At 66.2% G+C, this 24,354-nt stretch carries 17 protein-coding genes and 2 pseudogenes; 13 read left to right on the plus strand and 6 right to left on the minus strand.

The window, feature by feature from the left end:
* Window positions 1–130 precede the first annotated feature (130 nt).
* Window positions 131–1,477 carry a dicarboxylate/amino acid:cation symporter gene (locus tag VZ068_RS17185; RefSeq protein ID WP_259156409.1) on the minus strand — a complete coding sequence of 449 codons (1,347 nt, stop codon included), beginning with the start codon at window positions 1,475–1,477 and terminating at the stop codon, window positions 131–133.
* Between the two features lie 284 nt (window positions 1,478–1,761).
* Here VZ068_RS17185 and VZ068_RS17190 point away from each other — a divergent pair, with 284 nt between their 5' ends.
* The 9 genes and pseudogenes from VZ068_RS17190 (at window position 1,762) to VZ068_RS17230 (ending at window position 13,338) form a co-directional block, all read left to right on the plus strand.
* A complete protein-coding gene (locus VZ068_RS17190) occupies window positions 1,762–2,934 on the plus strand; it encodes an OprO/OprP family phosphate-selective porin (RefSeq protein ID WP_259156410.1) in 1,173 nt (390 codons plus the stop codon).
* A 320-nt stretch (window positions 2,935–3,254) separates the two neighbouring features.
* The gene (locus VZ068_RS17195; RefSeq protein ID WP_349657744.1) at window positions 3,255–5,900 is read left to right on the plus strand and encodes a PAS-domain containing protein; all 2,646 of its coding nucleotides are present in this window, start codon (window positions 3,255–3,257) and stop codon (window positions 5,898–5,900) included.
* Window positions 5,901–6,191: 291 nt separating this feature from the next.
* The gene (locus VZ068_RS17200) at window positions 6,192–7,028 is read left to right on the plus strand and encodes a DUF1460 domain-containing protein (protein ID WP_349655967.1); all 837 of its coding nucleotides are present in this window, start codon (window positions 6,192–6,194) and stop codon (window positions 7,026–7,028) included.
* Window positions 7,029–7,371: 343 nt separating this feature from the next.
* The gene (locus VZ068_RS17205) at window positions 7,372–9,492 is read left to right on the plus strand and encodes a TonB-dependent receptor (protein ID WP_349655968.1); all 2,121 of its coding nucleotides are present in this window, start codon (window positions 7,372–7,374) and stop codon (window positions 9,490–9,492) included.
* 780 nt (window positions 9,493–10,272) lie between these two features.
* Complete coding sequence (locus VZ068_RS17210) at window positions 10,273–11,343, plus strand: aldo/keto reductase (RefSeq protein WP_349655969.1); 1,071 nt, start codon at window positions 10,273–10,275, stop codon at window positions 11,341–11,343.
* 16 nt (window positions 11,344–11,359) lie between these two features.
* Window positions 11,360–11,900, plus strand: a pseudogene (locus VZ068_RS17215) (nuclear transport factor 2 family protein).
* A gap of 11 nt (window positions 11,901–11,911) precedes the next feature.
* Window positions 11,912–12,283 carry an Atu4866 domain-containing protein gene (locus VZ068_RS17220; RefSeq protein ID WP_349657745.1) on the plus strand — a complete coding sequence of 124 codons (372 nt, stop codon included), beginning with the start codon at window positions 11,912–11,914 and terminating at the stop codon, window positions 12,281–12,283.
* Window positions 12,284–12,488: 205 nt separating this feature from the next.
* A pseudogene (locus VZ068_RS17225) lies at window positions 12,489–12,794 on the plus strand (SDR family NAD(P)-dependent oxidoreductase); the annotation flags it as partial.
* Between the two features lie 64 nt (window positions 12,795–12,858).
* Complete coding sequence (locus VZ068_RS17230; protein WP_349655970.1) at window positions 12,859–13,338, plus strand: hypothetical protein; 480 nt, start codon at window positions 12,859–12,861, stop codon at window positions 13,336–13,338.
* Between the two features lie 177 nt (window positions 13,339–13,515).
* Here VZ068_RS17230 and VZ068_RS17235 read toward each other — a convergent pair whose 3' ends face one another.
* The 4 genes from VZ068_RS17235 to VZ068_RS17250 are packed head-to-tail and all read right to left on the minus strand — an operon-like array spanning window position 13,516 to window position 17,323.
* Window positions 13,516–14,154 carry a response regulator transcription factor gene (locus VZ068_RS17235; protein WP_259156419.1) on the minus strand — a complete coding sequence of 213 codons (639 nt, stop codon included), beginning with the start codon at window positions 14,152–14,154 and terminating at the stop codon, window positions 13,516–13,518.
* 40 nt (window positions 14,155–14,194) lie between these two features.
* Entirely contained in the window at window positions 14,195–15,244 is a 1,050-nt protein-coding gene (locus VZ068_RS17240) for an ABC transporter substrate-binding protein (RefSeq protein WP_349655971.1), read from the minus strand.
* Complete coding sequence (locus VZ068_RS17245; RefSeq protein WP_349655972.1) at window positions 15,244–16,629, minus strand: sensor histidine kinase N-terminal domain-containing protein; 1,386 nt, start codon at window positions 16,627–16,629, stop codon at window positions 15,244–15,246. Before VZ068_RS17245 ends, VZ068_RS17240 begins: the two co-directional genes overlap by 1 nt.
* Entirely contained in the window at window positions 16,622–17,323 is a 702-nt protein-coding gene (locus tag VZ068_RS17250) for a response regulator transcription factor (protein ID WP_349655973.1), read from the minus strand. Before VZ068_RS17250 ends, VZ068_RS17245 begins: the two co-directional genes overlap by 8 nt.
* Before the next feature lie 253 nt (window positions 17,324–17,576).
* Here VZ068_RS17250 and VZ068_RS17255 point away from each other — a divergent pair, with 253 nt between their 5' ends.
* The 4 genes from VZ068_RS17255 (at window position 17,577) to VZ068_RS17270 (ending at window position 22,634) form a co-directional block, all read left to right on the plus strand.
* Complete coding sequence (locus tag VZ068_RS17255) at window positions 17,577–18,770, plus strand: OprO/OprP family phosphate-selective porin (protein ID WP_259156428.1); 1,194 nt, start codon at window positions 17,577–17,579, stop codon at window positions 18,768–18,770.
* Window positions 18,771–18,986: 216 nt separating this feature from the next.
* Window positions 18,987–20,315, plus strand: coding sequence for a CitMHS family transporter (locus tag VZ068_RS17260; RefSeq protein WP_349655974.1), 1,329 nt, complete (start codon window positions 18,987–18,989; stop codon window positions 20,313–20,315).
* A gap of 168 nt (window positions 20,316–20,483) precedes the next feature.
* A complete protein-coding gene (gene phbB, locus VZ068_RS17265; RefSeq protein WP_046963242.1) occupies window positions 20,484–21,224 on the plus strand; it encodes an acetoacetyl-CoA reductase in 741 nt (246 codons plus the stop codon).
* 378 nt (window positions 21,225–21,602) lie between these two features.
* The gene (locus tag VZ068_RS17270; RefSeq protein WP_259162951.1) at window positions 21,603–22,634 is read left to right on the plus strand and encodes a LacI family DNA-binding transcriptional regulator; all 1,032 of its coding nucleotides are present in this window, start codon (window positions 21,603–21,605) and stop codon (window positions 22,632–22,634) included.
* 209 nt (window positions 22,635–22,843) lie between these two features.
* On the opposite strand, the gene VZ068_RS17275 is transcribed toward VZ068_RS17270, so the two are convergent.
* A complete protein-coding gene (locus VZ068_RS17275; RefSeq protein WP_349655975.1) occupies window positions 22,844–24,169 on the minus strand; it encodes an MFS transporter in 1,326 nt (441 codons plus the stop codon).
* Window positions 24,170–24,354 lie beyond the last annotated feature (185 nt).

Genomic DNA, 24,354 nt, shown 5'->3' on the forward strand with positions numbered 1-24,354 from the left:
GCAGCTGTCGCCGCGGCAGGGAAATCGCATGTTGCAGCGCGTCGTGCACTGCGGCCAGGGTCTGGCTCAAAGCAAAAACGGCCCTGCATCCTGCCGGCAGCGCCGACAGAAAACAGGGCCGTAGGAAGCATCAGCGCGCGCTGATCGGGGCGACGACGTCGGTCGAGGCCACCGGTGCCTGCAGCGGCGGCGAGCCGCCATCCAGCACCAGCTTGAGCTGGTCGCGGTCCAGCGCATTTTCCCAGCGCGACACCACCACCGTGGCGACCGCGTTGCCGATGAAGTTGGTCAGCGAGCGGCACTCGCTCATGAAGCGGTCCACGCCCAGGATCAGCGCCATGCCGGCCACCGGCACGTCCGGCACCACCGACAGCGTGGCGGCCAGGGTGATGAAGCCGGCGCCGGTCACGCCGGCCGCGCCCTTGGAGCTGAGCATCGCCACCGCCAGCAGGGTGATCTGCTGGCCCAGGGTCAGGTCCACGTTGGTGGCCTGGGCGATGAACAAGGCGGCCAGGGTCATGTAGATGTTGGTGCCATCCAGATTGAACGAGTAGCCGGTCGGCACCACCAGGCCCACCACCGACTTCTGGCAGCCGGCCTTTTCCATCTTCTCCATCAGCGACGGCAGCGCCGACTCCGACGAGGAGGTGCCCAGCACCAGCAGCAGTTCGGCCTTGAGGTAGCGGATCAGCTTGAGCACCGAAAAGCCGCACAACCGGCAGACGATGCCCAGGATCACCAGCACGAAGAACAGCGAGGTCAGGTAAAACGAGCCCACCAGCCAGGCCAGATTGACCAGCGATTCCACCCCGTACTTGCCGATGGTGAAGGCGATCGCACCGAATGCACCGATCGGCGCGGCCTTCATCAGGATGTGCACCAGGCGGAACACCGGCGCGGTCAGCGCTTCCAGGAAGCTCAGCACCGGGCGGCCACGCTCGCCGACCAGGGCCAGCGCGATGCCGAACAGCACCGCCACAAACAGCACCTGCAGGATGTTGCCATCGACGAACGCGCTGATCAGCGTGGCCGGGATGATGTCCATCAAAAAGCCGACCAGGCTCAGCTCGTGCGACTTCTGCACGTAGGTATTGACCGCGCTCTGGTCCAGCTCGGCCGGGTTGATGTTCATGCCGGCGCCGGGCTGCACCACGTGCGCCACGATCATGCCCACGATCAACGCCAGCGTGGAGAAGAACAGGAAGTAGGTCATCGCCTTGGCGAAGACCCGGCCCACCGTCTTGAGGTGGGTCATGCCGGCGATGCCGGTGACGATGGTCAGGAAGATCACCGGGGCGATGATCATCTTCACCAGCTTGATGAAGGCATCGCCCAGCGGCTTGAGGCTTTCGGCGAAGGCCGGCTCGAAATGGCCCAGCAGGGCACCCAGGACGATCGCCACCACTACCTGGAAATACAGCTGACGGTAAAAGGGAACGGGCGCCGGCAAGGGGCCGGCAGGCTTGCTGATGTGCATGACACCACTCCGAGGGAACTGGAGGGTGCCTGAGCAGGCACCCGGTGCGGGCATTCTGGCCGTACGTCGCAGCCCGGGCCGATAGCCCATTGGTACTACGCACTGTCGGCGGGCTGAACGTCGCCTTACACTTCAGCCGCGCCGCCACCGGCCGTTAATTCCGTTTAACGCAGACACCGATTCCTGTGTTGTTGGCCGTCCGGAACCTGCGCGCTTGCTGAAGCTGTTCAGTGCGACCGCCATGGCAGGACGCCCGGCCCCTTTCATTGCCGAAGACCACTCCTATGCGCCTCAATCCGCTTGTCCTGGCGTTGGCCATTGCCATCGTCCCCGCCGCTGCCAATGCAGCCACCTCGATCGAAAACTGGCCCACCAAGTACACCTTCGGTGATGGCACCGAGCTGGGCCTGACCGGCAACTACGCCTACGACGACAACAACTTTTCCGGCGACGACCGCCTGGAGGACCGCACCGATTTCCGCCGCAAGGAATTCGGCGCCACCATCAAGAAGAAGGGCGTCTACGACGCCATGGTGTACTTCGACTTCGAAGCCAAGCTGTGGCTGGACGTGTTCTACCGCTTCGAGACCAAGGCGCTGCTGGGCCAGGACTACGGCCGCGTGCGGCTGGGCTACATGAAGGTGCCGGTGGGTCTGGAAGCGGTGCAGAGCTCGCGTGCGGGCAGCTTCATGGAGCTGGGCCTGCCGGTGCAGGCGGTGTTCCAGGGCCGGCGTACCGGCGTGGAGTGGACCCTGGAGCGTCAGCAGTACCTGTTGCAGGCCGGCGCCTACGGCGGCAAGGATCTACAGGGCGACAACCCCGGCACCACCCAGGCCGTGCATGCGGCGTGGACCCCGTTCAAGGCCGAAGGCAACGTGCTGCATCTGGGCATCGCCGGCTCGGTGGAAAACCCGCGTGGTTTCAGCGACGGCCGCGGCGTCTCGTTCAGCCCGCGCGTGCGCCTGCGCGCGCGCCCGGAAGCCGGCCTGACCGACGTGCGTCTGATCGACACCGGCACCATCCTCGATGTGGACCACGTGATCCGCACCGGCGTGGAAGCGGTCTGGATCAATGGCCCGTTCTCGTTGCAGAGCGAAGCGCTGCGTGCCGAAGTGGCGCGTAACGACAACCTGCCGCACTTCATCGCGCAGGGCCAGTACGTGTACGGCACCTGGTCGCTGACCGGCGAGTCGCGCAGCTATGCCGGCGGCGTGCCGGGCAACATCAAGCCCGCACACGACTACGGCGCAGTCGAACTGACCGCCCGCTACAGCCGCCTGAATCTGGAAGACAACAACGTCCACGGCGGCCGTCAGCACGACACCACCATCGGCGCCAACTGGTACCTCACCAGCCATTTCAAGTTCCAGGCCAACTACAGCTGGGTGGATTCCTCGCGCAATGGCGTGCATGAAACCCCGCACGTGATGGAGCTGCGCGCGCAGGTGCAGTTCTAAGCAGCGCTGCGGCATTCCAGCGCGCGGGCAATGCGGTGCCGCGCACTGGGCTGCTGTCGTTGCCAATGGCAGCAGCCGTTCCGAGACGGCCGCATCCTGTCACGGGTGCGGCCGTTGTCGTTCAGGGCAGCCAGCAAAACGACGGCGCTCACCGCCAGCCGGGCGCGGCGGGTGCGCGCTGCGGCATGGACCACGCATGCACTCCGGTCCCTCCACGCTATCCACATTCACCTCACGACTGCTCGCTACCGCGCTTGGGCGGCAGGCACACGGTCAGGCGATGGCTGCGCGTGCGGGAGCAGACCGCCATACTTGCCGGCATGTATGCCTCGCAACGCCGCCGCCTGCTGCTCACCCTGGTCATCGTGCTGGGCGGGATGGTCGTGGCCATGCTGGCAGCCGGACACTTCGTCGAACAGAACGCCTTGCGCGAGGAAAGCGCCACTGTGCGCCGGCAGCTGCGTCTGTACGCGCAGGCGCTGCAACAACGCATCGACCGCTATCGCACCCTGCCGCAGATCCTGGCGCTGGACCCGGAACTGCGCGCGGCGGTCGCCGGCCCGCTGTCGCCCGCGCACGTGCAGCAACTCAATCGCAAGCTCGAACTTGCCAACAACGTCACCCAATCGTCCACGCTGACGCTGATCGACCGCAGCGGCATTGCGCTGGCGGCCAGCAACTGGCGCGCGGTGCGCAGCAATGTCGGGGTGGATTACGCCTTCCGCCCGTATTACCAGCAGGCGCTGGCCACCGGTAGCGGCAGTTTTTACGGCATCGGCATGACCACCAGCGAACCGGGCTACTTCCTGTCACAGGCCATCGTCGACGCTGACGGCCAGGTGCAGGGCGTGGTGGTGATCAAGATCGCGCTGGCCGCACTGGAGCGCGAATGGCTGCAGACCCCGGATATCGTGCTGGCCTCCGATGCGCATGGCGTGGTGTTTCTGGCCAGCCGCGCCAGCTGGCGCTACCGCATGCTGGCGCCACTCACCCCGCGCGATCGCAGCGAGTTGCAGAGCACCCGCCAGTACGCCAATCAAGGACTGCTGCCGCTGCGTCGGCGGTTGATCGAGCAGACCGGCAACGGCGGTGTACTGGCCGAGGTGCGCGACCCGCCACTGGCCGCGCCAGTGCTGTGGCAGACGCTGGAAGTCCCCGAAAGCGGCTGGCGCCTGCATCTGCTGCACGACACCCGCGCCAGCGCCGCTGCCGGGCGCGCTGCGGCCATTGCCGCTGCCGGTGCCTGGCTGGCGTTGGCGCTGCTGTGGTTGTTCGTGCAGCAGCGTCGGCGGCTGTCGGCGCTGCGTCAGCGCAGCCGGCATGAGCTGGAAACCCTGCTGCAGCAACACGCCGAAGAACTGCGCACCGCCCAGGACGGTGTCGTCACGGCCGCGCAGCAGTCCAACGCCGGCCTGAGCCGCAGCCTGGAACATCTGCCGCAGGGCGTGGTGGTGATCGACGAGGCGCTCAATCTGGTGGCGTGGAATTCGCGCTACGTGGAGCTGTTCCGCTTCCCGCCGGAGTTGCTCAAGATCGGCCGCCCGATCGAAGACCTGTTCCGCTTCAATGCCCGCCGCGGGCTGCTGGGGCCGGGACCGATCGAGGCGGCCATCGAGCGACGGCTCAACCACCTGCGCAGCGGCAAGCCGCATATGCGCGAAAGCGAAAAGGAAGACGGCACGGTGCTGGAGATCCGTGGCAACCCGCTGCCCGATGGCGGGTTCGTCACCAGCTACGCCGACATCACCAGCTACAAGAACGCCGCGCGCGAACTGCGCTCGCTGGCCGATGCGCTGGAGCATCGCGTGGCCGAGCGCACCCGCGATCTGGCCGCCGCCAAGCGCGAGGCCGAAAGCGCCAACCGCTACAAGACCCGCTTTGTCGCCTCGGCAGTCCACGACCTGCTGCAGCCGCTCAATGCCGCGCGCATGTTCGTGTCGGTATTGCGCGGGCAGGTGCGCGAGACCGGCAGTGCACGCGTGGTCGACAACATCGACGGCGCCCTCGCCGCGCAGGACGCCATCCTCAACAGCCTGCTGGACATCTCGCGCCTGGAAGCCGGCAGCCTGAAGACGCAGGTGCGCGACTTCGCACTGGCTCCCCTGGTGGAAACGCTGGCGCGCGAGTTCGGCATCCTGGCCGAAGACCGCGGCCTGGTGCTGGAGTGGGTGCCGACATCGGCGGTGGTGCTGAGCGACGAAACCCTGCTGCGCCGCATCCTGCAGAATTTCCTGTCCAACGCGATCCGTTACACCCCGCGCGGGCGTGTGCTGATCGGTTGCCGTCGGCGCGGCGGCTGGTTGCGCATCGAAGTGCACGACCAGGGTCCCGGCATTCCAGACGCCTTGCAGCACGAAATCTTCGAAGAATTCCGCCGCCTGGACGATGGTGTGGCCAACGACCGCGGCGCCGGGCTGGGGCTGGCGATCGTCGAACGCATCGGCCGCCTGCTGGGGCACCGCATCGGCCTGCGTTCAACGTTGGGCAGCGGCAGCGTGTTTTCGGTCAGCGTGCCGCTGGGCGAACGCGCCGCCATCGCCACGCGGTTGCCGCCTCCCACCGCCACCACCGAACACGGCAACGACCCCATCCTGCACGGTTGCCGGGTGTGGTGCGTGGACGACGACCCGCGTGTCTGCGAGGCCACCCGTGCCCTGCTGGAACGCTGGGAATGCCGCGTGGATTTTTCCGGCGGCCCGGACGAAGCGCTTGCCGGCGCAGGCGCCGACGACGCGCCGGAACTGCTGCTGCTGGATGTGCGCATGGGCGCGCACTACGGCCCCATGTTGCTGCCGCAGCTGGTGGAACGCTGGCAGCGCGAACCGCGCGTCATCCTGGTCACCGCCGAACCCGACCCGGCCCTGCGCGAACATGCGCTCGACCTGGGCTGGGGGTTCCTGGCCAAGCCGGTGCGGCCACCGGCCCTGCGTGCGTTGATGACGCAGATGTTGTTGCGACGTGGGTGAGCTGCGCAGTCAGCCGTCTCGACAAACAGGTCAAGCCTGTGCGTCGGGCGTAGCTGATCACCGCTGAAAGGCCGCACCTGCCGCGCCACTGCACGCGTGTTGTGCAGCGAATCCTGGCGCTGCACGTTGTGGGCCGAGCGTCGCCGGATCGTTTCAGCGTACCGAAGTGCGCGCCGTTCCAGGCCTGCCTTCGCGATGGCGCTACAGTGCTTGCGCGTGGGTTGCTGCTCGCATCTCCATCGTGCATCCCTCAGCTGCCGGTTGTTCTCCCCCCAGGACATTGGAGCCCCCATGTTCAGGCCTGCCGCCATGATGTTGACCGCGTTGCTTGCCGCAGGCTGCGCGGCGGATCTGCCCGTGCACGCGTCCACGCCATCGGCGACCGTGCCGCCCTCCGGCCCGGTGCGCGCGGACATGGACCCGTCCACGCTGCGGACCCTGGACCGCGTGCTGCACCAGGCATCCACGCATCGCGGCGTGAGTCAGGGGCATCTGATCAAGCTGATCTCGGCGGAATTTCTCGGCACGCCGTATCAGGCCAACATGCTGCAGGGCTCGGCTACCATGCCGGAGCGGCTGATCATCGACTTCAGGGGCCTGGATTGCTTCACCTATCTGGACTATGTCGAAGCGGCGCGCCACGCCCATTCGCAGCAGGACTTCGTCGATCGCGTGATCCTCACCCGCTACGTCGATGGCGTCATCGGCTTCACCTCGCGCAAGCACTTCTTTTCGGACTGGGTCGCACGTCCCTACCCGCTTGCCGACGACATCACCGCAACGCTCGGCCCCAGGGCCGTGCGCGTGGACAAGACACTCAACCTCAAAGCCGACGGCAGCAACTATCTGCCCAGATTGCCGCTGGTGCAGCGGTCCATCACCTACATCCCGGCCACCGATGTGGACAGCACTATCGTCCGGCAACTGCGCACCGGCGACTATGTGGGCAGGTACTCGCCGGCGCCCGGGCTGGATGTCAGCCATGTCGGCATCTTCGTCATGACCGACCGGGGCCCGGTGTTGCGCAATGCCTCATCGCGCCCGGAAAACGAAAAGGTCGTGGACTCGCCGTTCATGGAGTACGTCGCCCGCACGCAGGGCATCGTGGTCTACCGGCCCAGGCCCTGACATCGGTTGTGGTGCGCACAACAGCCGTTCTGGCGGCGATCGTCGTTTCAATCTGATCCGCACGGTAAGCGCATGGTCGGAACCGCCTTGCGTCAGTGGGAGTGGACAAGCAGCAGCGCCATCGCCCACTCCAGCGCGCGCTGCCAACGCAGCGCGCAGATCTGCAAATCGCGCTCAGCGATTGCATGGAAGTCGGCGCGATGCCCGCGCGCACATCCAGCCGCAGTATGCGGTCGCCGGACGACGGCACCTGCTAGAATATCGAGAACGATTCCCATTTGACTTTCACTTTGCGTCGCGGAGCATGTCGCGTGCTCCATCGGCGCCTTGGAGTTCTTACTCGATGAAGCTTTCCGCCCATGGATCGGCCGGCATGCCGTTCGTTGCCACCCTTTGCCTGTTCGCCTCCGCAACCGCATCCGCCCAATCGGACGTCACCGACACCCTGGACACCGTGGTGGTGGCCGCCTCGCGCTCCAACATGACCGTGGCCGAGTCGCCGCAGACGGTGCTGATCATCGACAAGGCGCAGATCCAGCAGCAGCTGACGATCTCCAGCAATTCCTCCGACGTGCTCGCCAACCTGATTCCCTCGTACACGCCCAGCCGCGGCAAGATGAACGGCAGCGGCGAAACCCTGCGCGGGCGCACGCCATTGATCCTGATCGACGGCGTGCCGCAGTCCAACCCGATCCGCCCCACCGGGCGCGAAGCGCACACCATCGACTATGCGATGGTCGAGCGCATCGAGGTGATCCAGGGTGCCAACGCGATCAACGGGCTGGGCGCCACCGGCGGCACCATCAACATCATCACCCGGCGCCCGCAGGACGGCTCGCTCAACCAGCACATCGACATGCAGGCCACCGCGCCCACGTCCGAGACGCGCGCGGAAACCACCAGCGCCGAGACCCGCTACCGCGTGGACGGCCGCTCGGACAAACTCGATTACCTGTTCTCGGCCAGCTACAGCGACCAGGGCCTGTATGTCGATGGAGAAGGCCGGCCGATCGGCGCCGACAACACCCAGGGCGACCTGATGACATCCAAGAGCTACGACGTGCTGGCCAAGCTCGGCTACGCGCTCACCAACACCCAGCGCCTGAGCGTCAGCGTCAACCGCTACCGCATCAAGAACGACAACGACTACATCGGCATCCCCGGCAACCGTGCGCAAGGCCTGCCCACCACCTCGGTGCGCGGCACCCCGCAGGGCACCGCGCCGTGGAACGACGTGCTGACCTCCAGCCTGTCCTACACCCACGACGATCTGGCCGGCATGCAGCTGAGCGCGATGGTGTTCAACCAGGAATTCGAAGGGCTGTTCGGCGCCGACAACTCGTCCACGTTCCAGGATCCGCGCATTGCACCGGTCGGCAGCTTGTACGACCAATCGCGTTCGGTCGCTTCCAAGTGGGGCAGCAAGATCAGCCTGACCAGGGACGACCTGCTCGACAACCGGCTCAAGCTCACCGGCGGCGTCGACCTGCTGGCCGACACCGGCAAGCAGGATCTGTACGGCACCGGGCGTACCTATGTGCCCGAATCGGACTACCGCAACCTGTCGCTGTTCGTACAGGGCGAATACAAGCTGCTGCCCACGCTGACCCTGCACGCCGGCGTGCGCCGCGAAGAAGCCGAGTTGAAGATCGACAGCTACCAGACGCTGTGGCGCTACAACCGGGTCGCTGTGGAAGGCGGCACGCTCGACTTCAACCAGACCCTCTACAACGCTGGCCTGGTCTACACGCCGCTCGAAGGTGTGAGCTTTTTCACCAGCTATTCCGAAGGCTTCGGCATGCCGGACGTGGGCCGCGTGCTGCGCGCGATCAATACCCCGGGCACGCGCGTGGCCAGCCTGAGCACGCTGGAGCCCATCCTGACCAAGAGCATGGAAGCGGGCACCCGCCTCACGCGTGGCGCCTTCGATGCGGACCTGAGCTACTTCCAGTCCAACTCGGACCTGGGCACGCGCGTGGTGCCGATCAACGGCGCCTTCATGATGAGCCGGGAAAAGACCCGCGTGCAGGGCGTGGACGCCAGCCTGGGGTATCGCCTGGATGCGGCGCATCGGCTGCGCCTGTCGTACGCCTACACCCGCGGCCGCTACGACAGCGACAACGACGGGCAGCTGGACGCGCGCCTGGACGGGCTCAACGTGGCGCCCAACCGGGTGATCGCCTCGTGGTCGGCGCAGTGGACGCCCAAGCTCTCCTCGTTCGTGCAGGCCCAGCATGCCTTCAGCCAATCCTTCGACGAGGCCGACAAGCGCTTCAGTGGCTACACGCTGGTGGATGCGACCTTCAACTACGCATTGCCGCGTGGCGCAGTGCGCATGGGCGTGTCCAACCTGTTCGACAAGCAGTACATCACCTACTACTCGCAATCGGCCCTGGTCGAGCCGCTGCGCTATTTCGCCGGGCGTGGCCGCACGTTTACGCTGGGTTACTCGCTGGATTTTTGATGGCGTAGCGTGATTGTCGGCAGCGTGCGCACGCGAAGCCTGCGTAAGCGCGCTGCTGCGCCTGTAGAGGCGATCAAAAGCTTGGTGAGTCGAGCGCGCGGTGCCCTCGCCGCTCGCGGGACACGCCGCAAGTACGTCCATGTAGGCTCGGTGGCGGCATCCATGCCGCCCTACGGTTCCGCAATCGGCGAGGACACCGCACCAGAAAGTTCGCCAGCTGCTTCATTGAAAGCCTGCCCGCCTGCCGTTTGCCTTGGCTTGAGAAGCTGCGCGGAGACGCCGTTATTCAACCAACGCACGTCATGTCCTGCCTGCAATCGTGCACACCGACCATCTCGACTGATCCTTGTCCGCCCACCGTCGCGCGACCTTACGCGGCATGGATGCCGCGTCAGAGCTGACAGGGACGTACTTGCAGCGTGTCCCGTGAGGTTGGCCGGGCAAGGGCACTGCAGCGACGTCGCAGATCCTGGCGCTCTGGTCGCTTACTCGCCGACCCAGAAGGGCGCACCGTTGTCTCTGATACTCGCGCCCACTGCGCGGGCCGTGCGACCACCGCGTACGTGTTCCTTGGCGCCTTGCAATCGACGTGGCACGCCCACGCACCTCGAACCGAATGCTGCAATGCATGCACGCCACTGCTGCGGCTGCGTGACGATGCTGCGTGGACGATTCGGACGATCAGGCAAGGATGCCGGATAACCAGGCTCACGCTGACTCCACTGCACGCGGCACAGTGCATCGCAAGACGCACGACGCCACTACCGGGAGATCCCAAGCATGAGTCAGACACTTTCGCTGGACCACTACCGCCTGCTCGGCCGCTCCGGGCTGCGCGTCTCGCCGCTGTCGCTGGGCACCATGACCTTCGGTGAGGAATGGGGCTGGGGCGCGGATGCGGGCGAAGCCAAGCGTATCTTCGACGCGTATGCAGACCGCGGCGGCAACTTCATCGACACTGCGGTCAATTACACCAACGGTGGCGCCGAGCGTATCGTCGGCAGCCTGATCAAGCCGCATCGCGAGCGCTTTGTGGTGGCGACCAAATTCACCATGGCGCGCGATGCGCACAACATCAACTCCGGTGGCAATCATCGTCTGAACCTGATCCGCTCGGTGGAGACCAGCCTGCGACAACTGGACACCGATCGCATCGATCTGCTGTATCTGCATGCCTGGGACTTCACGACCTCGCCGGACGAAGTGATGCGCGGGCTGGAGCATCTGGTGCAATCGGGCAAGGTGCTGTACATCGGCATCTGCAACACGCCGGCCTGGCGCGTGGCGCAGCTGCAGACGCTTGCCGATCTGCGTGGCTGGTCGCCCTTGGTGGCGCTGCAGATCGAATACAGCCTGGTCGAACGCACCGTCGAACACGAGTTGCTCCCGATGGCGCGCGAGCTGGGCCTGGGCGTGTTGCCGTGGTCGCCGCTGGGCGGCGGCATCCTGACCGGCAAGTACAGCCGCGCGGATCTGTCCGACGACAACGCGGCGGACGTATCCACCAGCCGCAAGGGCGTGATCGCCTCGACCGGGCATCTCAACGCGCGCTCGCTGGAGATCGCCGATGTGGTCGGTGCGGTGGCCGACGAGCTGGGCGCCTCGCGTTCGCAAGTGGCGCTTGCCTGGACCTTGCGCGATCCGGCGGTGGTCTCGCCGCTGATGGGTGCACGCACGCTGCAACAGGCCGAGGACAACTTCGGTGCGCTGGAGGTCGAGTTCAGCGACGACCAGCTGGCGCGCCTGGATCGGGTCAGCGGCCTGTCGCCGATCTTCCCGGAGCGCTTCATCGGGCGGCCGATGGCGCAGCAGCTGATCTACGGCACGCACGCGCTGCAGCTGCGCCACTGAGACCGGGGGTGACCTCATGAGCAGACCTTCCACCTTCGCTGCGGCATTGTTGATCGCGGCCGCGTGCATCGCCGGTGCCGGGCCGATCGCCCCGGCGGCCGCAACCGAGCGCTGTGTCGACCAGGCGCTGCAGCCGTGCAACAAGCGCATCGTCGATGCAGCGTTTGCACGCTGGGAAGCCGGCGGCAGCAACCTCTTCGAGGAGCTGCTGGCGCCGGAGGTGGCCTGGACCATCCACGGCTCCGGCCCGAGCGCCGGCACCCTCCACGGTCGCGCTGCGCTGATCGAACGGGCCGTGCGCCCGCTGACCGAGCGCCTGTCCTCGCCGCTGCGTCCTGTTGCAACGGCGGCTGTGGGCCGACGGCGACCACGTCATCGTGCAATGGCACGGCGCCGCCGACCTGGCGGACGGCGGAAGCTACCGCAACCGCTACGTGTGGATCCTGCGCATGCAGGGCGGCAAGGCGGTGGAAGTGGATGCATTCCTGGATCTTCCCGCGTACGACGCCGTGCTGCAGCGCCCCTCCGCCCAACTCAGACGCAGGACACGCCGATGACCGATACGCGCATGAGCATCGCAGTCGCCATGGCGCTTGGCGCCGGCACAGCCGGCGCCTGCAATGCCGCTGCCATGGCCGCCACTGCACCGCCCGCAACACCGACACGCACGTCCTTGCCGGAGCCAACCCCCATGCAGACACACCCCTACGTCGGCATGTGGGTCACCGGTGATGGCAGGATCCGCCAGGCCCTGTTGGCCAACGGTCGCTACGACGAAGCACGCGATGCACGCCAAAGCGCCTACCAGGGCCGTTACGACATTACCGGTTCCACGATCCGCTATTGGGATGACAGCGGATTCACCGCCGATGGCCAGTTCGTCACCCAGGACGAACTGCATCACGGCGGTATGATCTTGCATCGCCAACGGCAGGACTGAGCCTCCAGCGCATCCTCGCAATCGGCTACACGGTCGGCCAACCCAGTGCTGCGCCGCCGCTGGCGCACGCGCTGCGCGGCGATGCGGGCTGCAATGAGCCCAGCTGCGTCGACGCAGCGGCATCCTCGCGATCGCCGCTTGCAACTATCCACCTCAGCAAGGAGACACCATGAAGACTGTGCTGATTTCAGGCGCCGGCTCGGGTATGGGCCTGCTGACCGCGCAGACGCTGATCCGTGCCGGCTACGCGATGCATGCAGGCGTGCGTGACCCGCGTAGCCGCAGCACTGCGCGCAGGCAAGCGCTGGAGGCTTACGCCAGCGACCACGGTGGCTACGTGCAGGTGGTCGATCTGGACATCCACCATGCGCAGTCGTGCCAGGATGCGGTCGATGGCATGATCGCCGCGCACCGGCGACTGGATGCGGTGATCCACAATGCCGCGCATCTGTTCATCGGCATGGCCGAGGGTTTCACCCCGGAGCAGCTGGCCGACAGCTTCAATACCAATGCGGTGGGTGCGCACCGGCTCAATCGCGCTGCACTGCCGCAACTGCGCAGGCAAAGGCGATGGCGTGTTGCTGTACGTCGGCAGCACCATCACCCGTATCGTCGCGCCCTTCATGATGCCGTACGTGGCCGGCAAATATGCGCTGGACGCAGTGGCCGAAACCACCGCCTACGAAGTGCAGCCGCTGGGGATCGAAACGACCATCGTCATGCCCGGTACCTTCATGGATGGCACCTCGCATTTCCAGACCGCGGTGCGCCCGGCCGAGTCGATGGAACAGGCCTACGCGGCGGTGCAGCCGGAAGTGGACAACTACGAACCGGGCCTGCGCCGCCTGTTTCGCGACGGGCAGCAGGCCCCGGTGCAGGCGGTGGCCGACGAGATCGCGCGCGTGCTTGCGCTGCCCAGGGGCGCCAAGCCCCTGCGTACCACTGTCGACTTCGCGGACTACGGCGCCGACGCCGTCAACGCCGTGGTGGACGCACAGACCGAGCGGGTGTTCCGCATCATGGGCATGCAGCGGTTACGCGCTCTCACGCGGTGATGAACCCGCCTTGCGGCACCCCAGACAATCGCAGCGCTGTCGCGCCGGCAGGCGACAGCAGCTCGGGGCGCACGGCCCGCGCCGCGACGCGATTGAAGCCCTGGCCCAGGCGCCCCGCACACGCCTGGTCTGCACGCGCCACCGGCGGTTTCCCGCACGCAACCTGTCTTGCAGGCGTTAACCCTCGCCTTCCGGCTCCAGCGCCTTGACCAGCACCGCTGCCTGCGTGCGGCTGTAGCAGTCCAGCTTCTTCAGGATGGCGGTGACATGCACCTTGACGGTGTTCTCGGCCAGACCGAGTTCGTGCGCAATCTGCTTGTTGAGCAGGCCATCGGCCAGGCTCAGCAGCACGCGGAACTGTTGCGGGGTGAGCTGGGCCAGCTTGGCGGCCAGTTGCGCGTCGGCCTCCGAACGCTCGGCGGTCATCGGCGGAAACCAGGTGCCGCCGTCCAGGACGCTGGCCACGGCGGTGCCGATGGTCTCGGCCGGCGTGGACTTGGGAATGAAACCGGCCGCGCCGAACTGCTGCGCGCGCCGGATCACCCGCGGGTGATCGTTGGAGGAGATCACCACCACCGGGATATCCGGATGCTCGCCGCGCACATGCAGCAACGCCGAGAAGCCGCGCGCACCGGGCATGGCCAGGTCCAGCAGCACCAGCTCGGCCTGCGGGTGCGCGCGCAGCATCGCACTCAGCGTGGTGGCGCTGGAGGCTTCCACCACCTGCGCCTGCGGCAGGGTCTGCTGCAGCACGTGGATCACGGCGGCACGGAACAGCGGGTGATCGTCGGCGACGAGAATGGTGAGATCGGCCATCTGCCAAGTCTGGCACATGGGCGCCAACGATGCCGCTGCCCTATCGCGGCGGCTGCGTACTCGCACGCCACGCTTCCAGAAACTGGCGGCGCTTGAGCTTGTCCAGATACACCAGCAGGCCGGGGCCGAGCGGAATCGGCCGGAACGGCGGTTGTGCCGAGCCGCCCCGGCCACCGGCGGCCGGCAGGATCGGCATCAGCCGCGCTTCGCGCGAGAGCACCTGCTGCCCGCGTGGCGACAGCAGATAGTCGAGAAACCTGCGTGCTTCCGGCGCATGCGGTGCGGTCTTGGGGATCACCGCGGTACGCAGCGCCACCAGCGTGTAGTCCTGCGGCTGCACGATACCCAGCGGCGCGCCGGCATCGATACGCGCCTGCGCGTAGGACCCGAGCACGTTGTAGGCCAGCAGCAACTCGCCGCGACTGACGCGGTCGAGCAAGGTGCCGGTACGTTCTTCCAGCCTGACCTGGTTTGCGCCCAGCGCGGCCAGCAGCGCGCCGGCAATGCTGCCCACCTGCCCGTCCTGAGTGGCGAACAGGTAGCCCACCCCGCTGCGCTCCACATCGTAGGTGCCCACCTTGCCGCGTAACGGCGCATCCGGCGCACGCAGCAACGCCAGCAGCTGGCGTCGCGTGCGCGGGACGCGGGAGGCATCGAGCTTGCGCGTGTTGTAGACGATGGCCACCGGCTCATAGCTGATGCCGAACACCTCGTGCCGCCATTGCGCCCAGGCCGGCAGCGCTTCGGTCTGCGCGGAACGGTGGGCCAGCGCGTGCCCATCGTTCACCAGCTTGGTCTGCAGATCCATGCTGGCGCTGATCAACATATCGGCAGTGGGCGCACTGGCGGCCGGATGCAGATAGCGCGCGTAGATGTCCCAGGCGATCACATCCTCGTAGATCACCTCGGTGCCCGGATGCAGGCGTTGGTAGTCCTGAATGACCGCGCCGAACACTTCCAGATCGGTGGACCCCTGCACCCGCAGCTGCGCCTGCATCGGCCCCTGTGCGGGAAAGCGCCGCACATCGCCCGGCGCCGCCCAGGCCAGACCGTGCACCAGCAGCAACACCATCGCCCACAGCCTGCGCATCACGCGGTTCCTCCCGGGAAATGCAACGAGGCGATCAACCCGCCACCGATGCGATTGGCCAGATCGATGCGCCCGCCATGTGCCTCGACCACCCGCTTGACGATGGCAAGCCCCAGGCCTGCGCCGCCGGCGGGGACATCCGGCCCACGCACGAAACGCTCGAATACACGCTCGGCTTCAGCAGCCGGAATGCCTGGCCCGTGGTCGGCGATGGTCAGCACGTGGTGGTTGCCGTCGCCGGTCAAGGCTACCTGCAACGGCGCGCCGCCACCGTATTTGCAGGCGTTATCGATCAGGTTCTTGAGCGCTTCGCGCAGCAGCAACGCATCCCCGCGCAGCAGCGCCGGTTGCGGATCGATGGCCAGCCGCACACGCGGCGCGCCCTCGCCGCGCGGCAACGCTTCGTGCAAGGCCTGGTGCAGCACCTCGGCCAGATCCACCGTGGCAAAGCGCTGCAGATTCGAGCGATGGATCACGCTGGCATCGCTGAGCAATTGATTGAGCAGGCGGCTCATGTGGCTGGCGTTGCGCTCGATCGCGGCCAGGCTGCGCTGCATGTCGCGCGGATCGTCGTCGTCCATGGCCAGCTGCGCCTGCGCGCGCAACGCGGCCAGGGGCGTGCGCATCTGGTGCGCAGCTTCGGCCATGAACGCGCGCAAGGTCTCGTTGCTGGACGACAGCCGCGCCATGAAACGATTGAGCGCGGTCACCATCAACTGCATTTCCTGCGGCGCCGGCACGTTGAGCGGCTTGAGATCCGATGGCTCGCGACGCGACAGGTCGCGCTCGATGCGCTGCAACGGACGCAAGGCACGGTACACGCCCAACCACACAAGCCCCAACGACAGCAGCGACAACACGCCGATCGCGACCAGGGCATTGAGCACCACGTCGCGTGCCACCGCATCGCGCGCGCGCCGGGTCTGGCCCACCTGCACGCGCACTTCGCCCTGCTCGGAGGCCGAGGCAACGCGATGCATCACCACCGCAAAGCGCACCGGCTCGCCGCTGTACTGCGCATCGAACAGGACCGGGCGCTCGTCGCCGGGCGCGCGCGCCGGCAGCGGCAACCTGTCTTCGCCGGTGATGGTGCGGCCTTGCGCATCGAACACGCGATAAAACACGCGATCTTCCGGCGCCATGCCCAGCAGATCCAGCGAGGCATACGGCAGATCCACCTGCCAATCGCCGCCGACCAGCGCCACGCTATCGATGATGGACAGCGCCGAGGACACCAGCAGGTGATCGTAGGAGCGGTTGGCCGCACGCTCGCCGTAATCGCGCGCGGCAAAGAACAGTACCACCGCGCCCAGCAGCGACAGGCTGCCCAGATACAGCAGCAAGGTGCGCCGGATCGAAGGCGCCACCGTCAGCGGCTCAGCCATCGCTGCCCGGCTCCACCGGCGCATGCGGGTCGGCTTCTTCGAGTTTGTAGCCGGCGCCGCGCACGGTGACGATGAGCAGCGGCGCGCCCGCCAGCTTGCGACGCAGACGGCCGACGTACAGCTCGATCGCATTGGGCCCGGCATCGTCGTCGAAGCCGAACAGCCCGTTGCCGATCTCGTCCTTGCCCACCACATGGCCCAACCGCCCGATCAGGATTTCCAGCAGGCGGTATTCGCGGTTGGGCAGTTCGATCGGCGCGCCATCGAGCACCACCGTATGCGCAGCGTTGTCGAATACGAACCCGCCGACCTGCACCACCTCGCTGGCCTGCCCGCGATTGCGCCGCAGCAAGACACGGCAACGCGCCTCGAATTCGCGGAAATCGAACGGCTTGCCCAGGTAATCGTCCGCGCCCACATCCAGCGCCTGCACGCGGTCTTCGATGCCATCGCGCGCGGTGAGCATCAAGACCGGCGTGGTATCGCCACGCTCGCGCATCCCGGCCAGCACGCGCAATCCGTCCAGCTTGGGCAGGCCGATATCCAGCACCACCAGATCGAAGCTCTGATAGCGCAGCACGCTGGCCGCCGCCAACCCGTCGGCCTGCCAGTCCACCGCATGCCCGCTACGGCGCATGCGCCGCACGATGGCATCGGCGAGGTCGGCATTGTCTTCGACTAGCAGCAGGCGCATGAATGGGGAATGGGGAATCGGAACGGCGATGGGTCGCGGCCGGAAGGTAACAGGCCTAGCGGCCAAAAGCTCTTCCGCCTCGGCAATCCCGCCGCCGCAATCCCGCTCTTGCGATTCCCCATTCCCGATTCCCCATTCCCGCCCCAACGACAGGTCCATGACAGCTTCGTGGGACTAGGCTGCAGCCAACGCGCCACGGCGGTCCTCGTGGTGCATCGCTGAACGTGATTCACACATGTACCTGGGAGGGTCTGTGAGCAACGACACCTTGCGTCTGCGCGCCATCACCGCCTGCGCTGCGATCTGCCTGGCACCGGCGGCGCACGCGGCCGACGACGCCGGCCCGGTCACTGCCGAGGTGGGCGGGCGCGTGCACTGGGATTTCACCGTGTTCGACAACGATGAACGCGGCACGCCCGAGCGCAACGACACCCAGTTCCGTCGCGTGTGGCTGGATGTGGCAGGCAAGTTCTATGGCTTCAACTACAAGGCCGAGGCGGAATTTGCCGGCCTGCAATACGAATCCGGTAGCCGCGGCATCCTGGCGCGCGATGTGTACATCGCCAGGAAGTTTTCTGCCGGCACGCTGACCGTGGGCCAGTTCAAGCAGTACTTCTCGCTGGACGATCGCACCGGTTCCAACTATGGCCCGTTTCTGGAACGTGGCTATGCCTCCACCACGCTGGCGCCGATCTATCGCAAGGCCATTTCCTGGCAGGCCAATCGCCCCGATGCCACCTGGTCCACGGCGCTCTACAGCCTGGAAAGCATCGACAACTCCTCCACCAAGGGCGGCGCGCTGGGGACACGCCTGACCTTTGCGCCGGAGATGGGTCAAGCGCGGCTGCGTCACCTCGGCATTTCATTGGCGCATGAGCGCTACTCGCATCCAGGCAGCGACGGTGCGGCATCGCTGTTGATCCGCCCGCGCCCGGAAAACGACCTAGCCAATAACAGCCGCATCACCCTGGCGCGCTTTGCCGACGGACGCGATACCGACTTCGACAAGTGGTCGCTGGAATATGCCGAGGTACTTGGCCCGTGGTCGTGGCAGAGCGAATTCAGCGGCGGCCTGCTCGACGATGGCAGCCAGCATGCCAAGGTCCTGGCAAGCTACGGCCTGGTCAGCTGGTTCGTCACCGGCGAGTCGCGCGGCTACGACCGCAAGACCGGGCGTTTCAGCCGTATCGCCACGCCCAATCGGCCCAGCGGCGCGTTCGAACTGGCGCTGCGCTACGACTACATGCGTGGCGACCAACACCTGGATGGACAGCCCAACTTCATCGATGCCAGCACGCAGTCGTGGACGCTGGGCGGCAACTGGTATTTCAAGCCCAATCTGCGCGTGATGCTCAATGTCATCGACAGCCGCAACCGCGACCGCACGATGAATGCGGTGGTCGATCACACGCTGGCGGTGACCGGCCGGTTTCAGTACGACTTCTGATGCACTGCTGCATCGCGCCACGGTTTGAACCCATGTCGGCATGCGTCGCCGCGATGCAGCGCCGTCACCATGCACGCACGAAGGCCGCCGCCTTTGCCGTTGCGGTCGTGACGCAATGAACGGCGTTCTTGCAGTTGCGCAACACCACCGCAGCGTGTGCTGCGCAGCGGTGCGCTCCACCCTCTCCCTGCTGTATGTCCCAAAGGATTTGCCCGCATGCTGACCGCGCTCGGTTTCGGAATGGTGATCACCTTCATGTACCTGATCATGAGCAAGCGGCTGTCGCCGCTGGTGGCTCTGATCACGGTACCGATCGTGTTCGCGCTGCTGGGCGGCTTCGGCTCCGGCATCAACGAGATGATGCTCGAGGGCATCAAGAAGATCGCGCCCACCGGGGTGATGTTGATGTTCGCCATCCTCTACTTCGGGGTGATGATCGATGCCGGGCTGTTCGACCCGCTGGTCGGCCGCATCCTGCGGCTGGTCAAGGGCGATCCGCTGAAGATCGTGATGGGCACAGCGATCCTGGCGATGCTGATCTCGCTCGACGGCGATGGCTCCACCACCTACATGATCACCGTCTCGGCGATGCTGCCGCTGTACCAGCGCTTGGGCATGAACGCGCTCAACCTGACCTGCGTGACCATCCTCGCCAGCGGCGTGATGAATCTGACCCCGTGGGGCGGCCCCACGGCACGTGCGGCGACGGCGTTGCATGTGGACCCGGCCGACGTGTTCGTACCGCTGGTGCCGGCGATGCTGCTGGCGATTGCCGGCATCATCGCGCTGGCATGGTATCTGGGCATGCGCGAGCGCCGCCGCCTGGGCGTGGTGCGCCTGCCGGCCGACGGCAACTGGCTGGACACCAGCATTCCCGAGGACAACGACGCGCTGCCGCGCGTGGAAGACACCGAGGACATGAAGCGGCCCAAACTCCTGTGGGTCAATCTGATCCTGACCCTGGCGCTGATGGCCGCACTGGTGATCGGTGTGCTGCCGATGCCGGTGCTGTTCATGATCGGCTTCGCGCTGGCGCTGATGATCAACTATCCCAACCTGGCCGAACAGCGTCGCCGGCTGGTCAATCACGCCGGCAACGTGCTGTCGGTGGTGTCGCTGATCTTCGCGGCCGGTATCTTCACCGGCATCCTGTCCAATACCGGCATGGTCGAAGCGATGTCACGCAGCTTCCTCGCGGTGATCCCGGACAGCTGGGGTCCGTATCTGGCGGTGATCACGGCAATCGTCAGCATGCCGTTCACCTTCTTCATGTCCAACGACGCGTTCTACTTCGGCGTGTTGCCGATCCTGTCCGAGGCCGCCGGCCACTACGGCATCACCCCGGTGGAAATGGCGCGCGCCTCGCTGGCCGGCCAGCCGGTGCATCTGCTCAGCCCCTTGGTGCCCTCGACCTATCTGCTGGTCGGCCTGGCCAAGGTCGACTTTGCCGACCATCAACGCTTCACGCTGAAGTGGGCGGTGCTGATCTCGATGCTGATGCTGGCGGGCGGATTGTTGTTTGGCTTGTTTCCGTTGGCGCGCTGACGTCGGCCGGGAATGGTGAATCGGGAGTGGGGAATCGCAAGGGCGGCGCTGTGCTGTCGTGTCGATTACTGACTCCACATGGGAGACCGGAGACCGCAAAGGCGGCTCCTGCCCTACCGATTCCCCACTCCCTATTCCCCATTCCCAAACTCCGAAGGAGTTCAAGCAATGACTCTCCGCATCGCATACGTCACCAGCGGCATGGGCAGCGTCGGTACTGCGATCTGCCAGAAGCTCGCGCGCAGCGGGCACACCGTGGTTGCCGGTTGCGGACCCAATTCGCCGCGCAAGGCGTCGTGGTTGCGCGAACAACGCGAGCAGGGTTTCGACTTCGTCGCCTCCGAAGGCAATGCCGCCGACTGGGATTCCACGGTGGCGGCCTTCGCCAAGGTCAAGGCCGAAGTCGGCGAGATCGATGTCCTGGTCAACAACGCCGGCGGCAGCCGCGACACCTTGTTCCGGCAGATGACGCGCGACGACTGGAATGCGGTGATCGCCAGCAACCTGCATTCGCTGTTCAACATCACCAAGCAGGTGGTGGATGGCATGACGTCGCGCGGGTGGGGACGCATCGTCAATATCGGCTCGGTCAGCGCGCACAAGGGCCAGATCGGGCAGATCAACTTCGCCACCGCCAAGGCTGCGATGCATGGCTTCAGCCGTGCGCTGGCGCAGGAAGTCGCCTCGCGCGGGGTCACCGTCAACACCATTTCGCCCGGCTATATTGCCAGCGCCTCGATCAGCAGTTTTCCGCCGGATGTGCTGGACCGCCTGGCCACCTCGGTGCCGGTGCGCCGCCTGGGCAAGCCGGTCGAAGTCGCCGGCCTGTGCGCATGGCTGGCCTCCGATGATGCGGCCTATGTGACGGGCGCCGACTACGCGGTCAACGGCGGTCTGTACATGGGCTGACAGCGGCCGTTGGCTGCAAGCGACTGTCGTGCATGCATCGGCAAGCCAGCCGGGATCGCGCGGAACGATTGATCCAACGACTGCCGCGCCGTGTGCGCGATCGACAGGTACCACGCTGTGGTCCTGCACGCTGCGTCCCGATCTGCCAACCGCTCGCGAACTCGTGTTCGCCGCTCCTGGCTGCTGATGTCCCGCTGCCCGGCGAGCCACCAGCCGGCAGCCGCGTCCGACTGGCACACAGGACGCAATCGCAATCGCAGCGCTAGGACACGTGTGCGCAATGGCGCAACGCCTTTGCACACAAGCGACCGCCACTATGCAAACAACCCGCCTCTAGTGCGAACTGATTACACTCTGGCTTTTCCGCAGTGCGCTGCCATGGCCAAACCTCCAGAACGCACCACGCCCAATGCACGCCCGCAGATGGCCGACATTGCCCGCATGGCGGGCGTGTCCGAGTCCACCGTGTCGCGCGCCTTGGCTGGCAGCCCGGTGGTGGCAGAGCGCACCCGCGCCTACATCAAGCAGATCGCCGCCGATGCCGGGTATCAGGTGGACCCGGTGGCACGCAGCCTGCGCGCCAGGCGCTCCAACACCGTGAGCGTTGCGGTGCCGATGATGCACGCGCTGGATCAACCGCTGTCCGATCCGTTCCTGATGACCATGCTGGCGCTGCTGGCCGAAGAGCTCACCGGGCGCGGCTACAGCATGCTGCTGTCCAAGCTGGACCGGCACCAGGACGGCTGGGTGGAGCAGCTCGCACGCGGCAGCCGCTCCGATGGCGTGATCGTGCTCGGGCAAAGTTCCGAACATGCCGCACTGGACGAAGCCGCTCGCGACGGCCTGCCGATGGCCGTGTGGGGTAGCCGTATCGATGGCCAGGCCTACATCAGCGTGGGCAGCGACAACTTCCAGGGCGGCGCGCTCGCCACCGAACACCTGATCGCCAGCGGCCGCCAGCGCATTGCGTTTCTGGGCGACGACCAGTTGCCGGAAGTGGCGCCGCGGTTTGCCGGCTACCGTCACGCCCTGGAGCGGCATGGACTGGAATTCGACACCCGCCTGCATGCGCGCAGTCATTTCGTCAGCGAAGATGCCTACCGCCTCACCCGCGCCATGCTCAAGAAGACCGACCCACCGGATGGCCTGTTTGCGGCCTCCGACGTGATCGCCGTGGGCGCCATCCGCGCCCTGGTCGAAGCCGGCCACCGCGTGCCGCAGGACATCTCGCTGGTGGGCTTCGACGATATTCCACTGGCCGCCTACAGCCAGCCACCGCTGACCACGGTGCGGCAGGATCTGGGCCTGGCCGCGCGCTTGCTGGTGGACCGGCTGCTGGCGCTGATCGCAGGCGAAGCCGTCGAGTCGGTGGAGATGCCGGTGAAGCTGGTGGTGCGTGAGTCGGCGTGAGGCGTGAGGCGGGGATTCGGGATTGCGATTAAGGATCAGGAGATACCGGCCGGCAGCCCGCTTCCTTCTCCCGCCTGCGGGAGAAGGTGCCCGAATGGCGGATGAGGGGGGCGGGCGGCCAGTCGGTCCACCGTAATCGGCAACCCAGGCAACCAGGCAGGCATGCACGTCTCGCATCTTCGGCAGCCGGCGATGTCAGCCAGCTAGTCCTACGAATCTGCCAGGATCACTTTCGACTTGTGGACGCGCACGCACACCATCGCCACTGCGGCGGCCAGCATCAGCGCGCCGGCCAGGCGGATCACGTTGCGCGGGTCGCCGTGCAGCAACCGCTCGTAATACAGCGGCAGGGTGACGATCTGGATCAGCATCGGCAGCACGATGAACAGGTTGAACAATCCCATGTACACGCCGGTGCGTTCGGGCGGGATGCTGTCGGCGAGCATCAGATACGGATTGCCCATCATGCTGGCCCAGGCCAGGCCAATCCCGATCATCGGCAGCAGCAACAACCAGCGGTTCTCGATGCCCGGCAACACCCACATACCGACGCCGGCGGCCAGCAGACAGGCTGCATGCGTGTATTTGGGGCCGAAGCGGCGCACCACCGGCACCATCGCAAATGCCGCCAGAAACGCGATGAAATTGTAGAACCCGCCGATCTGCCCATTGACCAGACCGGCCTGACGGAAGCCGTGCGAGGTGGCGTCGGTGGTGCCGAACAAGGTGGTCGACAACGACAGCACGATGTATTGCCAGTAGCAGAAAATCCCATACCACTGGAACAACATCACCGGCGCCAGCTGACGCATGGTGGGCGGCATCGCGCGCAACGCGCCGACGATTTCGCGCACGGTTGCGCCCAGGCCGGCACCGCGCTGACGCATGCGCGCGATCTCGGCCGGCGGGATGACCGGCTCGCGCACGCTGCGCGCGGTCAGCAGGATGGAGGCGGCCGAAAACCCCGCGCCGATCACGAACGCGGCAATGGTGACGTAGGGAATATGGTGCGCGTTGGCGGCGTCCTGATTCATGCCGAACCACACCAGCAGCGGCGGGGTCAGGTACGCCAGCGTCTGCGCCAGGCCGGTGAACGCGCTTTGGGTGAGATACCCGCGTGGCCGCTGCGGTGGCGAGAGCACATCGCTGACCAGCGCACGATAGGGCTCCATCGCCACGTTGTTGGCCGCATCCAGGACCCACAGCAGGCACACCGCCATCCACAACGCCGTACTGAACGGCATCGCCAGCAGGCACAGGCTGCAGACCAGCGCACCCAGCACCATGTACGGCATGCGGCGGCCCCAGCGGGTCACCGAGCGGTCGCTCCACGCACCGACGAATGGCTGCAGCACCAGCCCGGTGATCGGCCCGGCCAACCACAGATACGGCAGGCTGGCGTGATCGGCGCCCAGGTAGTTGTAGATCGGGCTCATGTTGCTCTGCTGCAACCCGAAGCTGTATTGCACACCGAAGAAACCGGCATTGAGCGCCAGGATGCGCGCGAAAGAGAGCGGAGGAGCGGTCGACGGCATGCGGGGCCCAGGGCATCGGTGCGGCTCCCAGTGGCCGCAGCGCACTGTACCCTGCCGGTTATGCAATCGATTGTAACGCTGCGCCGCAACAAACTGCTTGCACTAGGATCGTGACTTTATTGCTTCGCTTGAAATGCTGCGGTGCAGGATTGCAATCGATTGTAGTGCGGCGTATTACTGCGCTC

The organism is Xanthomonas sp. 10-10 (assembly GCF_040182365.1).
GTDB classification, from domain to species: domain Bacteria; phylum Pseudomonadota; class Gammaproteobacteria; order Xanthomonadales; family Xanthomonadaceae; genus Xanthomonas; species Xanthomonas arboricola_F.

What these genes read in the sequence shown, in the direction of transcription:
- VZ068_RS17260 (WP_349655974.1), top strand. Translation starts at nt 18,987, where the DNA reads ATGCTGACCGCGCTCGGTTTCGGAATGGTGATCACCTTCATGTACCTG.
- VZ068_RS17185 (WP_259156409.1), bottom strand. Translation starts at nt 1,477, where the DNA reads ATGCACATCAGCAAGCCTGCCGGCCCCTTGCCGGCGCCCGTTCCCTTT.
- VZ068_RS17275 (WP_349655975.1), bottom strand. Translation starts at nt 24,169, where the DNA reads ATGCCGTCGACCGCTCCTCCGCTCTCTTTCGCGCGCATCCTGGCGCTC.
- phbB (WP_046963242.1), top strand. Translation starts at nt 20,484, where the DNA reads ATGACTCTCCGCATCGCATACGTCACCAGCGGCATGGGCAGCGTCGGT.
- VZ068_RS17220 (WP_349657745.1), top strand. Translation starts at nt 11,912, where the DNA reads ATGAGCATCGCAGTCGCCATGGCGCTTGGCGCCGGCACAGCCGGCGCC.
- VZ068_RS17240 (WP_349655971.1), bottom strand. Translation starts at nt 15,244, where the DNA reads ATGCGCAGGCTGTGGGCGATGGTGTTGCTGCTGGTGCACGGTCTGGCC.
- VZ068_RS17200 (WP_349655967.1), top strand. Translation starts at nt 6,192, where the DNA reads ATGTTCAGGCCTGCCGCCATGATGTTGACCGCGTTGCTTGCCGCAGGC.
- VZ068_RS17270 (WP_259162951.1), top strand. Translation starts at nt 21,603, where the DNA reads ATGGCCAAACCTCCAGAACGCACCACGCCCAATGCACGCCCGCAGATG.
- VZ068_RS17210 (WP_349655969.1), top strand. Translation starts at nt 10,273, where the DNA reads ATGAGTCAGACACTTTCGCTGGACCACTACCGCCTGCTCGGCCGCTCC.
- VZ068_RS17250 (WP_349655973.1), bottom strand. Translation starts at nt 17,323, where the DNA reads ATGCGCCTGCTGCTAGTCGAAGACAATGCCGACCTCGCCGATGCCATC.
- VZ068_RS17235 (WP_259156419.1), bottom strand. Translation starts at nt 14,154, where the DNA reads ATGGCCGATCTCACCATTCTCGTCGCCGACGATCACCCGCTGTTCCGT.
- VZ068_RS17195 (WP_349657744.1), top strand. Translation starts at nt 3,255, where the DNA reads ATGTATGCCTCGCAACGCCGCCGCCTGCTGCTCACCCTGGTCATCGTG.
- VZ068_RS17245 (WP_349655972.1), bottom strand. Translation starts at nt 16,629, where the DNA reads ATGGCTGAGCCGCTGACGGTGGCGCCTTCGATCCGGCGCACCTTGCTG.
- VZ068_RS17190 (WP_259156410.1), top strand. Translation starts at nt 1,762, where the DNA reads ATGCGCCTCAATCCGCTTGTCCTGGCGTTGGCCATTGCCATCGTCCCC.
- VZ068_RS17205 (WP_349655968.1), top strand. Translation starts at nt 7,372, where the DNA reads ATGAAGCTTTCCGCCCATGGATCGGCCGGCATGCCGTTCGTTGCCACC.